Below are 14,926 nucleotides of genomic sequence, written 5' to 3'. Positions count from 1 at the left end.
AAGATCGCAGCCTGCGGCAGCTCCTACGGGAGTACGCCGTCCTTTTGCAGGAGCTGCGGCAGGCTGCGATCTTTTGATCTTATTTGGGATACAACGGCGGCAGGCCACTGTCGCCCACCGGGTCCTGGACCCGCTCGGCAATCGGGATCGCCTTGATCGCCCGCCACAGGTCATCGCCTTGCCAATACTGGCCGGTCTCGCTGTACAGGGCGCCATTGAGGCCGTCCAGGGCATCGGACAGCGGGACGAAGCGTGCGGCCATGTCGGCCAGGGTTTCCGGTTGTTGTCGAGCCCAGGCATCCAGTGCCTGGCGGGTGGCGTGGGAATCGTTGGCCTGGCAGGCGCGCTTGAGCTCGTCGAGCACGGTGCGTGGGCTCGGGCCTGTCTGCGCAGCACGCAGGATCGCCGGTTGCCAGCGGGCACGCCACCACAGGCCGAACCCCAGTAATGTGGTGCAGGCCAGAAGCAACGTGCTGAGTTTCCACCACCACAGGCTTTCGCTGTCGGCGCTGCTCATGGCTTGCGGGGTGCTCGCGGGGGTGTCGACCACCAGGCTGGGGTTGTTGGCCACCTGCAGGGTTTGTGCGGCCAGGCTGGTGTGCTCCAGGTGATCTTCGAAGGTGTTCCACCAGACCACTTCAACGGCCGGCAATTCGATCGCACCGCTGCGGGTCGGTACCAGGGCCTCGCGTTCCTCGCGGCTGCCCACCAGGCCGCGCTCACCGTTGTGGTTGGCCAGTACCGGTTGATCGGGATAGCGGCGCAGCCCATTGATCTCGGTGGCCGGTAGCGGTGGCAGCTGCGAACTGGCCAGGCCCTCGGCCTTCAGGGTCAGGCTGCGGGTCAGTGAATCGCCCACTTGAGCCTGGTCCGCAGGTGGGTTCCAGCTCTCGCTCAGGCTGATGCTGCGCGCCGGCAGCCAGGGTACGTCGGCGGGCCAGGTGGCGGGCTTGGCCTTGACGTCGAGCAGAATGGCCGGGGAGCCAACGCGCATCAGTTTTCCAGATTTCGGTGCCTGGGCGTCGCCGTCCTGGGCCGGTTGTGTATCGACCAGGGTGGCGCTGAATACCTGCGCCGGAATGGTTAATTCGCCGCTGTGCTGGGGGTAGATGGCATAGCGCATCTCGATCACGCCGTGGCGCAGGTCGTTGATGACTTTCTCGTAGGTCCGCGACTCGCCCAATTGCTCGATGCGCGCATCGGGGATCTGCAAGGGCGTCAGGCTGCTGTCGTCGTACAGCGACACCGAGTGATAAATGCGCAAGGTCAGGATCGCCTGGGCCTGCACGTACACGCTGGTCTGATCCAGGCTGACTTCGAGGAAAACCGGCTGCAGCTTTTTCGCGCCGTCCTGGGTTTCGCCCTCGACCACTTGCACGGTAAGTGGCTCGCTGTGCGCATCGCCCAACTGCAACGAGGGAATGACCACGCTGCCGTTCTGCCGGGGCAGCAGGGTGACGATCCAGCGGGTGGTGGCCTGGTTGTCACCGTTGAGGGTATTGAGCTGGTTGACCTGGCGGGTACCGCGTACTTCGAAGAAGGGCTCCAGTGGCGCCAGGTCCGGTTTGCCGAATTGGGTCACATCGTCCGACTCCAGGGTCAGCTCCACGGTCTCGCCGGAGCTCAGGCGGCCGCGATCGACGCTGGCGACCAGGCCCGCCGCCTGGGCTTGAACGGTGCAGCACAGCAGTGCGAGTAAGGAGGCGGTGAAGCGGTTCATCGAGTGGTTCCCTGATCCTGATGTTGTTGCTGTTCGTACCAGAATTTGCGTCTGAGCAACTCTCCCGGGTCATCCGGGATCTTGCGCAGCCATTGCTCCAGGGCCTGGCGCTGCTCGCCGTCAATCGCCTCGGCGGCCGGGCGCAACGGCGGCGTGGTGTGCTGTTCATCGCCCAGCTCACTGCCGGGCACTTCATTGGCCCCGGGTTTTGGCGGGGTAGTCGGCTCATCTTCGCCGGGCTCCGGGCTGGCCTGCGGTGCATCGCTGGCGGACTCACCTTCGCTGGCCGGCTGGGTCGCGGCGCCAGGGGCCGGCTCGGGCTCGGAAGCCGGTGACGGGTCGTCGGGTTCCTGCTGCGCCTCGACCGACGGCGAGGTGCTCTTCTGCTTGAGCAGGTCTTCCACCAACGCCTTGTTGGTCAGCGCCGGACGCAAATCCGGCTGGCGTTCCAGTGCCTGGTCGTACGCGTCCAGTGCCGCTTCGAGTTCACCGCTGCGAGCCAGGGCATTGCCACGATTGTAGTGGGCATGCGCGTCGTCGCCCTGGGCAAACCGCTGGGCGGCGCCACTGTAGTCGCCAGCCTCATAGAGCGCGACACCTTGCCACTGTGGATCCTGGAAGTGCTGCGCTGCCTCGGCCGGGCGTTTCTGCTTGAGCAGGTGCAGCCCTTGCTGGTCCGGGCGCAACCACAGGTCTTCGAACTCGAAGGCATAACTTTTCTGCGGCATCAGCAACAGCAGCGGCAGGCAGAACAGCCAGCCCCGTCGACCGGCGCACGCCGCCAGCAACAGCAGCGGCAACAACAGCCAGTAACCCTGATCCGCCCAGGTGTCGAGGCGCAGGGTCTGGCCGTCGTTGCGCATTGCCCGCGGACCGTCAAACAGTCCCAGGGCACGCAGGTCGGTGTCCTCCAGGCGAGCGTGGCGGTAACGGCCGTCCATGGCGTTGGCGAACGCTTTGAGGCTGGGCTCGTCGAGGCGAGGCACCAGGATCGCGCCCTGGTCGTCCTTGAGGAAGCTGCCATCCTCCAGGGTGATCGGCGCGCCCTCGGCGGTGCCGATACCGAGCATCAGCAATTGCGTGGACTGGCCCCCCAGTGCCTGGCGAATGCCCTGACGCTCCTGTTCGGTGAGGGTGGCGCCAATCAGCAGGATGCGTCCGTCGCCAAGCGCCGCCTGCTTGAGCAGCGCAAGTGCCTTGACCACCGCCAGGTCAGCGCGATGGCCCGGTTGCGGCATCAGCGATGGCTTGAGGGCGTCCAGAAGATTGCGGCTGGTGGCCAGGTCGTCGGTCAGGGGCACCAGTGTATGGGCGCTGCCGGCATAGACAACGATCGCCGTTTGCGCATCGCTGCGATGCTGCAGCAGATCGAACAGCTTGCGCCGCGCTTGCTCCAGGCGGTTTGGCGGCACATCCGTGGCGAGCATTTCCGGGGTCAGCTCCAGCACCACCACCAGGGGGTCGGCAGGTTTCTGGCTGGTTTGCTCGACGCGCTCCCAACCCGGCCCAAGCAGGGCCACAAGCCCCAGCGTCCAGGCCAGGCCGAGGGCCACCCAAGGCAGCTTGCTATCGCGTCCACTGCCGCCACTGAGCAGCGCCGCATGGAAGGCCGGCGGCAAGATCATCTGCCAGCGACCCGCCCGTTTTTGCCGGTGCCACAGCTGCCACAGCAACCAGGCCAGCAACGGCAATACCAGAAGCCAGGCGGGACGGAACCAGAAGGGCCAGAGCGCGCTCATCGGCGTCTCCGCAGGCGCAGGCGCTCAAGTCGTTTGCGCCAGTCGGGCAGTTGCGATTGCAAGAACAGTTCCTTGGTGAACAGGCGTTGCAGCAGGTTGTTTGGCCAGCGTTCGCGGGCCACCAGCAACATGCTCAACACCAGCGCGAGTGCCAGCGGCCAGTGGTAAAGCGATTGGGCCGGGCGCGCCTGGGTCGGCTGCTGAGTCACCGGCTCCAGCTGGTCGAGGGTGTCTTTGATCGACTCCAGCTCCTTGCCGTCGCGTGCGCGGAAGTAGCGGCCGCCGGTGACCTCGGCGATCGCCTTGAGCGACGGCTCGTCCAGGTCCAGGCTCGGGTTGACGCCGAGAAAACCTGCAGTGCCGCTTTCCTCGGGATCGGCGCCGATACCGATCGGGTAGATCTTTACGCCCTCATTGGCGGCCAGGCGCGCGGCGGTCAGCGGATCGATCTCGCCACCATTGTTGGCGCCGTCCGTGACCAGGATCAGCACGCGGCTGTTGGCCGGGCGCAATCGCAGGCGTTTCAGGGCCAGGCCAATGGCATCGCCGATGGCGGTGTTCTTGCCGGCGATGCCGATGCGCGCCTCGTCAAGCCATACCCGCACGGTGCGACGGTCAAAGGTCAGCGGGGCTTGCAGGTAGGCCTGACTGCCGAACAGGATCAGGCCGACCCGATCGCCCTCGCGACCCTCGAGAAAATCCCCCAGCAGGTGCTGGACCAGCACCACCCGGCTGACGTCTTCGTCCTGCCAGCGCATGTCGGGGAAATCCATGGAGCCGGAGACGTCCACGGCCACCAGCAGGTCGCGGCCACTGGCGGCGATTGGCAGCGGCTCGCCGAGCCATTGCGGGCGTGCAGCAGCTATCAATAACAACAGCCACAGCAAAACGTACGGTGCTTGCTGGCGCCAGCCCGGGAGATTGGCACGGGCACGACGTCGAGCCAGGCCTTCAAGGTCATTGAGAAAGCTGACTTTCAGTGCGGGCTCGCCACTGTCGGCCACCGGCAGCAGCACCCGCATCAACCAGGGCAGCGGCAGCAGGGCGAAGATCCACGGCCAGGCGAACTCAAACATGTTTGCGAATCCAGGTGTCGATGGCCTGGGTCAGGCCGGCGATGGCCTTGTCATCGAGTTTGCACTCGGGCTTGTAGGCGCCTTCGACCAGCACCATCCAGCGCGTCAGCCCGGCAGCCGGGCAGCGGTTATCGAGGAACGCCAGCCATTTGCGCCCGTTGAGCGTGTGGCTCTGGCTGTAGGGGTAGTGGTTGCGGCACAGGCGTTTGAGCAGCCCGTTGAGTTGCTGCAACCAGGCGCCCGCCGGCGCGCCATCGTAGGGCTTGGGCATCATGGCCAGTTCCGCCAGGGCGGCGATACGCACCGGGTCCAGCGGTTGCTCGGCGCGCACGATCGGGCGCTTGTCGGGAATCAACCGACGCAGCTGCCACAGGCCGAAGCCGAGCAGTGGCAGTAGCAACAGCAGCAGCCACCAGCCGGGCGCGGGTGGCCAGAAACCGATCGGGGAGGGGGTGATCAGCGGTTGCAATTGCTCGAGGCTGCTCATCGACCTTTCCCCGGTTTTTGCGGGTTGAGGTACTCGCGCAGTTGCTCGACCATTTCACTTTGGGTGCTCAGGGGCATCAGCAGCACCCGCAACTTCTGCGCCAGCAGTTCCCAGCGGGCGACGCGCGCTTCAGCCTGGGCGCGATAGGCCTGGCGCAGCTCGAAATTGAGGGTGTCGAGTTCCAGTTGCGCGCCGCGTTCGGCGAAGCGCAACAGCCCCGCAGCGGGCAGGGCATGATCGAGTGGGTCGGACACCGGCAGCAGCAGCAGGTCGCAATGACGGGATAACAGGCTCAGCTGTTGCTCGGAGCCTTCTGTCAGGGCGCGCTCATCGCAGATCACGATCACCAGGCTGCCCGGACGTAGCACTTCCCGGGCGCGGCGCAGGGCCAGGTTGAGGGCGTCGCGATGGGTCTCGCCCTCGGTGTGCAGGGACTGGTTGACCCGCACCAGGCGGTTGAGCAGTTGCAGCAGGCTTTGCTTGCTACGGCGCGGCTTGATCTCGTAATGCTCATTGTCGCCGAACACCAGGCCGCCCACGCGGTCATTATGGCCCAACGCAGCCCAGCCGATCAGGCTCGCTGCCTGGGCAGCCAGCACCGACTTGAACATCAGCCCGGAGCCGAAAAACAGCCGGCGGCTCTGTTCGACCATGATAAAAATCGGCCGCTCGCGCTCTTCATGGAACAACTTGGTGTGGGGTTCCTGGGTGCGCGCGGTCACGCGCCAATCGATGGTGCGCACATCGTCCCCTGCCTGGTAGACCCGTACCTGATCGAAATCCACGCCCCGGCCGCGCAGCTTGGAGTGATGCAGGCCAATCAACGGGCTGCGCTGGCTCGGCGTGGAAAACAGCTGCACCTCGCGCACGCGATGGCGCATTTCGATCAATTCGGCGAGGCTGACACGAATACCCGGCTCGGGCAGCGGGAGGCTGTTCATCGGGGTCAAGCGACGGCTACGACGTCGAGAATCCGCTGGACCACCCGGTCCTGGTCAATGCCTGCGGCTTCGGCTTCGAAGGACAGAATGATGCGGTGACGCAATACGTCGAACAACACCGCCTGGATGTCTTCCGGGCTGACGAAGTCGCGACCCGCGAGCCAGGCATGAGCCCTGGCGCAGCGGTCCAGGGCGATCGAGCCCCGCGGGCTTGCGCCATAAGCGATCCACTCGGCCATCTCCGGATCGAACTTGCCCGGGGTGCGGGTGGCCATGACCAGTTGCACCAGGTACTCCTCTACTGCGTCAGCCATGTAAAGGCCGAGGATTTCCTTGCGCGCGGCGAAGATCGCCTGCTGGCTGACCCGACGCTCGGGTTTGGTTTCGCCGTTAAGCGCTTCGCCGCGGGCCTGCTGCAGGATCCGGCGCTCGACTGCAGCATCCGGAAAGCCGATCTTCACGTGCATCAGGAAACGGTCAAGCTGGGCCTCGGGCAGGGGATAGGTGCCTTCCTGTTCGATGGGGTTTTGCGTCGCCATCACCAGGAACAGCGGCGACAGGTCATAAGTACTGCGCCCAACGCTGACCTGGCGCTCGGCCATGGCCTCCAGCAACGCCGACTGCACCTTGGCCGGGGCCCGGTTGATCTCGTCAGCCAGCACCAGGTTATGGAAGATCGGCCCTTGCTGGAACACGAAACTGCCGGTTTCCGGCCGATAGATTTCCGTGCCGGTGATGTCGGCGGGCAACAGGTCGGGGGTGAACTGGATTCGATGGAACTGCGCCTCGATGCCCTCGGCGAGCTCCTTGATGGCCTTGGTTTTAGCCAGCCCGGGAGCGCCCTCGACCAGCATATGGCCGTCGGCGAGCAAGGCGATGAGCAAGCGCTCGATGAGTTTTTCCTGGCCGAGAATCTGCGTTGAAAGAAAGGTTCGCAGCGCGAGCAGCGCTTCACGATGTTCCATCGATGACTGTTCCTGGAAAGGGTGACCGCAGACGTTGCGATAACGCCGAGGGCTGGGGGCATTACTTTAATGCATGGTGGGGGGTGGCGACTAACGGCTTTTTGCGTGAAATGGGGGAATTGAATGGCGGGCGCTCATGCGCAGCGTGTTTTTTCTATGGCTGAAGGTCGCTCAACAAGGATGTCACTGTCGCCCGGTTGACTAACTCACACCATGGCCCATCTTCAACGACTGCCCCGTTGTGCATGACGATCACGCGATCAAAACGGTGCAAGTGACCGACATCGTGTGTCACACAAATCAATCCCCGCCCGGCGAAGGTGTCGAAAAGCAAATCCCACACCGGGCCGGCCAGTTTCGGCTCGATCGACGCACTGGGCTCGTCGAACAGATTAAAACGCCCTGGCCGGTTGATCAGCCGGAGCAGAGACAGGCGTTTAGCTTCGCCGCCAGAAACATTGGAGGCGTTTTCAGTGAGGTGGCGCTGGGAAACGATATCTTCAAGGTCGAGTCGCTGTATTGCCTGGTTCAACGCTGGAGAGGGGTCGATTCCAAATAGCACTGATCTGTCAAAGGAACCCTCCAGGAACTGCGGTGATTGAGGGCAATACCTCAGGAGTTGCAAGTGTGCCTGGGCGTTCAACCTGGAAACGCACGTGTCGTCCAGGCTCAGCGAATTTCTTGCCGACACATTCAGACCGACCAGGGCTTCCAGCAAGGTCGATTTACCTGCGCCACTGGGGCCCGTGATGGCGACGGACTGGCCTTGTGTGAAAGTAAAAGCTTTCTCGATGCTCAGCCGGACGCTGCCGCCGTCGGTGATCACACAGGGTGCGAGCACCAATGTAGATTCCTCATCGGAGGTTTTTTCGGCGCGGCGACTGTCGTCGTCAAAGTCTGGCAGTGCCAGTAACTGCTGGAGGCGACGCTGGTCCGCGAGAAACTGATCCAGCACCCGATAGCCTTCGCTCAGCGCGGTGATATTAAGTAAAAAGCTACCTGCAATTGAGAATATGGCGACCAGTTGCCCAACGCTGATACCTGGCTCTCCCGACAACTGATCGAAGACGCCCCATCCGAGTAGGCCTCCCGTTGAAAGACTGACAAACAGTACTTTTGCCCCAGTGAGGAAGCCACCTGAGCTTGCTACGGTGACCGCCGCTTTGGCGTAGTTATTGAAGGCGCGGTTCAGTCGTTCAGTTGCGCAGAATTCAGCACCTTCCAGTTTGATGGATTTGCCGGAGCTCAAGGTGTTGTACAGCAGTGCGCTGACTTCATCCTCTTGCTCGTTGACGGCATCAATGTGCTTTCTGCGCCAGCGGATGATTCGATGGGTGACCAACAGGTAAACGATGCCAAGGCCTGTCATCGCCAGGAATACTTTAGCGCCACCCATATAATAAAATGCACCGCCTACGATAAGGAATTCCAGGCACAGCGGAAGTCCTGTGGTGACGAAAAACGTTAATAATTGCTCGTGCGCTGTAATCCCGCGCTCTACTGATTTTATGAATTGTCCGATGCGCCACGAGCTGAACTGGAGGAACTCTTTGCGCATTAATTTTGCAATCCAGTCGATGGAGGCGTTCATTGTCACGTGCTGCACAAGTTTGGATAAAAAGAATATTTGTAGAGGGTTTATAATCGCTTGGAGGCATCCCGCCAGTGTATAACCGATGGTTAGCAGCAGAAGCATATTGAGGTCTGCGTGATTGTCAGTGTGTAGCGCGTCGACAATCTTGCCAACCAACAAAGGTGGCGCTAGAGCTATAAGCTTTAGCGCGATGATTGTGGTGATGGTTGAGGTCAGCAGCCCTGCATGCTTCTTGCAAGTTGTTCTGATAAGAGTTTGCATGAGGTGCCTGTTTGTTAAGGGCTGCGTATTTAGGCGCTTGTAGAATAAAGTTGAAGGTGCTCGTCAGTGTGCGAATCACTTGCGAAGTTTTTCCCAAGTGATTATTAATATCAGAGGTTTTTCTGTTGTTCAATGATATGGGGTGGTGAAGCATGATTTTTAGTTGTAGGTTTTTTCTTGTTGTTTTGTAGGATGAATCTTCGGTGGGCAGTTGATTGGTTGAAATGTTCTATTATTTAATGCGTAAGCCCGACCCCTCGAGGCGTTCTCGGGCTTTTCGCGAGCAAAGCTTACTCATTCATCATTATTGCCCGCGAATACGGTCTGTCAGCCAATCTGGCTGATATAGGTCCCGGTCCCCTTGAGAATGTTCTGCAAAGTCTCCTCCACCTCAGGCAGATCACCCGCCGCAGTGCTGTGAATGATCTCCAGGCAATCATCCCCATTCAGCGCATCGACATCCCCTGGAGCGATTTCGATCAGCAGGCGGGTAGGGCTCAGGGTCACTTTTACACCTTCCAGGGTCGAAGGCTCACCGTCCAGGGTGATGTCCAGCGCGTCTTCGTCCGGGTAGCGGGTCATCAGGAACATCTCGCCCTGCTCGCTGTGGCAGGCGAGCATGGCCATGTTGTCTTCTTCGTCATCGCATGGGTTGACGATCAACAGGGCGGTGGTCATTTGCATGGGTAAATCCTGGCTCGAGGAGCGTTGTTGAGGTGAAGAAAGGGCAATTCTGCCAGCCGCCGGGAATTTCTGCTCGTCTGAGTGTCAGAGCATGTGTCGTGAACATCCGAGGCGTTACTGGTCACTTCCAGCACGAATGCGCCGCAAAACAGGGCTTAAGCCGGCCTTTTTGTCACACGACTGCTAGTGTTGTTCGATGCGCAGCCTACAACCTGCGTGCGGATGACCGAATATGTCGCAGCACCGCAAGCAGGCACATTGTCGCACTCGTTAAGCTGCGCATCGAATGGATACCCGTAAAGACAGTGCGCAATCCATCGCGCAGTGGTTTTTGCAGATGCCCATTCATGGAAGGTGAATGTGACCCGAGTGTCTCGTCCAGCTTCACCCACCTGTGACCCTGTTTCCTCTGCCCGAGAATCAGGAACAGGGTGACGGATCGCCCCGCGAGGGGTTTTGCACGCGACGCTTCCATCAATAACAAGCCCAAGCGGAGTACCACAGATGGCGTTCTTCACCGCAGCCAGCAAAGCCGACTTCCAGCACCAACTGCAAGCGGCACTGGCGCAGCACATCAGTGAACAGGCACTGCCACAAGTGGCGCTGTTTGCTGAACAATTTTTCGGCATCATTTCCCTCGACGAGCTGACTCAACGTCGGTTGTCCGACCTCGCCGGGTGCACCCTTTCTGCGTGGCGCCTGCTTGAGCGCTTCGATCACGCGCAGCCGCAAGTGCGCGTCTACAACCCTGATTACGAACGCCACGGCTGGCAGTCGACCCACACTGCGGTCGAAGTGCTGCACCACGACCTGCCGTTCCTGGTGGACTCGGTGCGTACCGAGCTGAACCGTCGCGGCTACAGCATTCATACCCTGCAAACCACTGTGCTGAGCGTGCGTCGCGGCAGCAAGGGCGAGTTGCTGGAAATCCTGCCAAAAGGCACCCAGGGCGAAGGGATTCTCCAGGAATCCCTGATGTACCTGGAAATCGACCGCTGCGCCAACGCGGCCGAACTGAACGTGTTGAGCAAAGAGCTGGAGCAGGTGCTCGGTGAGGTCCGCGTGGCGGTCGCCGATTTCGAGCCGATGAAAGCCAAGGTCCAGGAAATCCTGACCGGCCTCGATAACAGCCAGTTTGCTGTCGACGCTGAAGAAAAGAACGAAATCAAAAGCTTCCTGGAATGGCTGGTGGGCAACCACTTCACCTTCCTCGGCTACGAAGAATTCGTGGTAAGCGATGAAGCCGATGGCGGCCACATCGTCTACGACCAGGATTCGTTCCTTGGCCTGACCAAATTGCTGCGCACCGGCCTGACCTACGACGACCTGCGCATCGAAGACTATGCCGTGAAGTACCTGCGCGAACCGACCCTGCTGTCGTTCGCCAAGGCCGCGCACCCAAGCCGTGTGCACCGTCCGGCTTACCCTGACTACGTGTCGATCCGTGAGATCGATGCCGACGGCAAGGTCATCAAGGAATGCCGTTTCATGGGCCTGTACACCTCTTCGGTGTATGGCGAGAGCGTGCGGGTCATTCCGTACATCCGCCGCAAGGTCGAGGAAATCGAACGCCGCTCCGGCTTCCAGGCCAAGGCTCACCTGGGCAAGGAACTGGCGCAGGTGGTTGAAGTACTGCCACGCGACGACCTGTTCCAGACCCCGGTCGACGAGCTGTTCGCCACCGTGATGTCGATCGTGCAGATCCAGGAACGCAACAAGATTCGCGTGTTCCTGCGCAAAGACCCGTACGGTCGTTTCTGCTACTGCCTGGCCTACGTGCCGCGCGACATCTACTCCACCGAAGTGCGCCAGAAGATCCAGCAAGTGCTGATGGATCGCCTGAAGGCCTCGGACTGCGAGTTCTGGACCTTCTTCTCCGAGTCCGTGCTGGCCCGTGTGCAACTGATTCTGCGGGTTGATCCAAAGAACCGCCTGGACATCGACCCGGTCCTGCTGGAAAAAGAAGTGGTGCAGGCCTGCCGCAGCTGGCAGGACGACTACGCCAGCCTCACCGTTGAAAGCTTCGGCGAAGCCAGTGGCACCAACGTGCTGGCAGACTTCCCCAAAGGCTTCCCGGCCGGCTATCGCGAGCGTTTCGCGGCGCATTCGGCTGTGGTCGACATGCAGCACCTGTTGAGCCTGAACGAAAAAAATCCGCTGGTGATGAGCTTCTATCAGCCGCTGGGCCAGGTCTCCGGCAAGCGCGAGCTGCACTGCAAGCTGTATCACGCCGATACCCCGCTGGCCCTGTCCGACGTGTTGCCGATCCTGGAAAACCTCGGGCTGCGTGTGCTCGGTGAGTTCCCGTACCGCCTGCGCCACAACAATGGCCGCGAGTTCTGGATTCACGATTTCGCCTTCACCGCCGCCGAAGGCCTGGACCTCGATATCCAGCAACTCAACGACACCTTGCAGGACGCGTTCGTCCACATCGTGCGTGGCGATGCCGAGAACGATGCGTTCAACCGCCTGGTACTGACCGCCGGCCTGCCATGGCGTGACGTGGCGCTGCTGCGTGCCTACGCGCGCTACATGAAGCAGATCCGCCTGGGCTTCGACCTGGGCTACATCGCCAGCACCCTGAACAACCACACCGACATCGCTCGCGAGCTGACCCGGTTGTTCAAGACCCGTTTCTATCTGGCGCGCAAGCTCACCGGCGACGATCTGGAAGACAAGCAGCAACGTCTGGAACAAGCCATCGTCACCGCACTGGACGATGTCCAGGTGTTGAACGAAGACCGCATCCTGCGTCGCTACCTGGACCTGATCAAGGCCACGCTGCGCACCAACTTCTACCAGACTGATGCCAACGGCCATAACAAGTCGTACTTCAGCTTCAAGTTCAACCCGCATCAGATTCCCGAGCTGCCAAAGCCAGTACCGAAGTTCGAAATCTTCGTCTACTCGCCTCGTGTTGAAGGCGTGCACCTGCGCTTCGGCAATGTCGCTCGTGGCGGCCTGCGCTGGTCTGATCGTGAAGAAGACTTCCGTACCGAAGTCCTGGGCCTGGTGAAAGCCCAGCAAGTGAAGAACTCGGTCATCGTGCCTGTGGGTGCGAAGGGCGGCTTCCTGCCGCGGCGCCTGCCATTGGGCGGCAGCCGTGACGAGATCGCGGCAGAGGGCATCGCCTGCTATCGCATCTTCATTTCCGGCCTGCTGGACATTACCGACAACCTCAAAGACGGTGCGCTGGTACCGCCGGTCAACGTCGTGCGCCATGATGACGATGACCCGTACCTGGTGGTGGCTGCGGACAAGGGCACTGCGACCTTCTCCGACATCGCCAACGGCATCGCCATCGACTACGGTTTCTGGCTCGGTGACGCGTTCGCGTCCGGTGGTTCCGCCGGTTACGACCACAAGAAAATGGGCATCACCGCCAAGGGCGCGTGGGTGGGCGTACAACGCCACTTCCGCGAGCGCGGCATCAACGTCCAGGAAGACAGCATCACCGTGGTGGGCGTCGGCGACATGGCCGGCGACGTGTTCGGTAACGGCTTGCTGATGTCCGACAAGCTGCAACTGGTCGCAGCGTTCAACCACCTGCACATCTTCATCGACCCGAACCCGCAGCCGGCCAACAGCTTCGCTGAGCGTCAGCGCCTGTTCGACCTGCCGCGTTCGGCCTGGTCGGACTACGACACCAGCATCATGTCCGAGGGTGGCGGGATCTTCTCCCGTAGCGCCAAAAGCATCGCGATTTCCCCGCAGATGAAAGAGCGCTTCGACATCAAGGCCGACAAGCTGACCCCGACCGAACTGCTGAACGCCTTGCTCAAGGCGCCGGTGGACCTGTTGTGGAACGGCGGCATCGGCACCTATGTCAAGGCCAGCAGCGAAAGCCACGCCGACGTTGGCGACAAGGCCAACGATGCACTGCGCGTGAACGGCAATGAACTGCGCTGCAAGGTCGTGGGCGAGGGCGGTAACCTGGGCATGACCCAGCTCGGTCGCGTGGAATTCGGCCTCAATGGTGGCGGTTCCAACACCGACTTCATCGACAACGCCGGTGGCGTGGACTGCTCCGACCACGAAGTGAACATCAAGATCCTGCTGAACGAAGTGGTTCAGGCCGGCGACATGACCGACAAGCAACGCAACCTGTTGCTGGCGAGCATGACCGACGAAGTGGGCAACCTGGTGCTCGGCAACAACTACAAGCAAACGCAGGCGCTGTCCCTGGCAGCTCGCCGTGCCTTGCCGCGGATTGCCGAATACAAGCGCTTGATGAACGACCTGGAAAGCCGCGGCAAGCTGGACCGCGCTATCGAGTTCCTGCCGTCGGAGGAAGCGATCAACGAACGCATCGCCGAAGGCCATGGCCTGACGCGTGCCGAGCTGTCGGTGCTGATCTCCTACAGCAAGATCGACCTCAAGGAGCAGTTGCTGGGCTCCCTGGTGCCGGACGACGACTACCTGACCCGCGACATGGAAACCGCTTTCCCGCCAAGCCTGGTGAGCAAGTTCTCCGCAGCCATGCGCCGTCACCGTCTGAAGCGCGAAATCGTCAGCACCCAGATCGCCAACGACCTGGTCAACCACATGGGCATCACCTTCGTTCAACGACTCAAAGAGTCGACCGGCATGAGCCCGGCGAACGTGGCCGGTGCCTATGTGATCGTGCGCGACATTTTCCACCTCCCGCACTGGTTCCGTCAGATCGAGTCCCTGGACTACCAGGTGTCGGCAGACGTGCAGCTGGAGCTGATGGACGAGCTGATGCGCCTGGGTCGCCGCGCTACGCGCTGGTTCCTGCGTGCCCGTCGCAACGAGCAGAATGCTGCCCGTGACGTCGCCCACTTCGGTCCGCACCTGAAGGAGCTGGGTCTCAAGCTCGACGAACTGCTCAGTGGCGAGATCCACGAGAACTGGCAGGCGCGCTACGAGGCGTATGTCGAAGCCGGTGTGCCGGAACTGCTCGCACGCATGGTGGCTGGTACTTCGCACCTGTATACGTTGCTGCCGATCATCGAGGCCTCCGACGTGACCGGCCAGAACCCTGCGGACGTGGCCAAGGCCTACTTCGCCGTGGGCAGCGCACTGGACATTACCTGGTACCTGCAGCAGATCAGTGCCTTGCCGGTTGAAAACAACTGGCAGGCCCTGGCCCGTGAAGCGTTCCGCGACGACGTCGACTGGCAACAACGTGCGATCACCATCTCGGTCCTGCAACAGGGCGACGGTTCCCAGGACGTGGAAACACGCCTGGCACTGTGGATGGCAGAGCACGCGAGCATGATCGAACGCTGGCGCGCAATGCTGGTGGAAATCCGCGCCGCCAGTGGCACGGACTACGCCATGTACGCCGTGGCCAACCGGGAGTTGCTGGACCTGGCCTTGAGCGGGCAAGCCGTAGTGCCTGCTCCTGCAACGGTCAGCGCAGAGCTGGAACCGGCGGCTTGAACAGTCGCTGAATGAAAAAAACCCGCATTGAGAGATGCGGGTTTTTTTTGTTG

General features: G+C 61.5%; 9 protein-coding genes. 1 reads left to right on the top strand and 8 read right to left on the bottom strand.

Annotated features, from left to right (window positions below; genetic code table 11):
• Positions 1-79: 79 nt before the first annotated feature.
• The 8 genes from AAEZ05_RS04050 to AAEZ05_RS04015 all read right to left on the bottom strand — a co-directional run bounded on the left by AAEZ05_RS04050 (position 80) and on the right by AAEZ05_RS04015 (position 9,467).
• Positions 80-1,720: a BatD family protein gene (locus AAEZ05_RS04050; RefSeq protein ID WP_205892300.1), complete on the bottom strand. Its 1,641-nt coding sequence runs from the start codon at positions 1,718-1,720 to the stop codon at positions 80-82.
• Positions 1,717-3,459 carry a tetratricopeptide repeat protein gene (locus tag AAEZ05_RS04045; RefSeq protein WP_205892301.1) on the bottom strand — a complete coding sequence of 581 codons (1,743 nt, stop codon included), beginning with the start codon at positions 3,457-3,459 and terminating at the stop codon, positions 1,717-1,719. The genes AAEZ05_RS04050 and AAEZ05_RS04045 overlap by 4 nt, the downstream gene beginning before the upstream one ends.
• Complete coding sequence (locus AAEZ05_RS04040) at positions 3,456-4,535, bottom strand: vWA domain-containing protein (RefSeq protein ID WP_350646669.1); 1,080 nt, start codon at positions 4,533-4,535, stop codon at positions 3,456-3,458. Before AAEZ05_RS04040 ends, AAEZ05_RS04045 begins: the two co-directional genes overlap by 4 nt.
• Positions 4,528-5,022, bottom strand: a complete 495-nt coding sequence (locus tag AAEZ05_RS04035) for a DUF4381 domain-containing protein (protein ID WP_045058638.1) — start codon at positions 5,020-5,022, stop codon at positions 4,528-4,530. Before AAEZ05_RS04035 ends, AAEZ05_RS04040 begins: the two co-directional genes overlap by 8 nt.
• On the bottom strand, positions 5,019-5,963 hold the full coding sequence (locus tag AAEZ05_RS04030; protein ID WP_122839724.1) for a DUF58 domain-containing protein: 945 nt from the start codon (positions 5,961-5,963) through the stop codon (positions 5,019-5,021). The genes AAEZ05_RS04035 and AAEZ05_RS04030 overlap by 4 nt, the downstream gene beginning before the upstream one ends.
• Positions 5,964-5,968: 5 nt before the next feature.
• Complete coding sequence (locus AAEZ05_RS04025; protein WP_122839725.1) at positions 5,969-6,928, bottom strand: AAA family ATPase; 960 nt, start codon at positions 6,926-6,928, stop codon at positions 5,969-5,971.
• Positions 6,929-7,082: 154 nt separating this feature from the next.
• On the bottom strand, positions 7,083-8,783 hold the full coding sequence (locus AAEZ05_RS04020; RefSeq protein WP_350646668.1) for an ATP-binding cassette domain-containing protein: 1,701 nt from the start codon (positions 8,781-8,783) through the stop codon (positions 7,083-7,085).
• 327 nt (positions 8,784-9,110) lie between these two features.
• Complete coding sequence (locus AAEZ05_RS04015) at positions 9,111-9,467, bottom strand: hypothetical protein (RefSeq protein WP_205892305.1); 357 nt, start codon at positions 9,465-9,467, stop codon at positions 9,111-9,113.
• Positions 9,468-9,971: 504 nt separating this feature from the next.
• On the opposite strand from AAEZ05_RS04015, the gene AAEZ05_RS04010 reads away from it, so the two are divergent.
• Positions 9,972-14,873 (top strand): NAD-glutamate dehydrogenase, encoded by a 4,902-nt coding sequence (locus AAEZ05_RS04010; RefSeq protein ID WP_350646667.1) that lies wholly within the window; start codon positions 9,972-9,974, stop codon positions 14,871-14,873.
• The last annotated feature ends 53 nt before the right edge of the window (positions 14,874-14,926 follow it).

Origin of the sequence: Pseudomonas sp. HY13-MNA-CIBAN-0226 (assembly GCF_040310305.1) — a bacterium.
In the GTDB taxonomy this organism is placed as follows: domain Bacteria; phylum Pseudomonadota; class Gammaproteobacteria; order Pseudomonadales; family Pseudomonadaceae; genus Aquipseudomonas; species Aquipseudomonas gregormendelii.
This window is presented reverse-complemented; position numbering and strand designations above follow the sequence as displayed.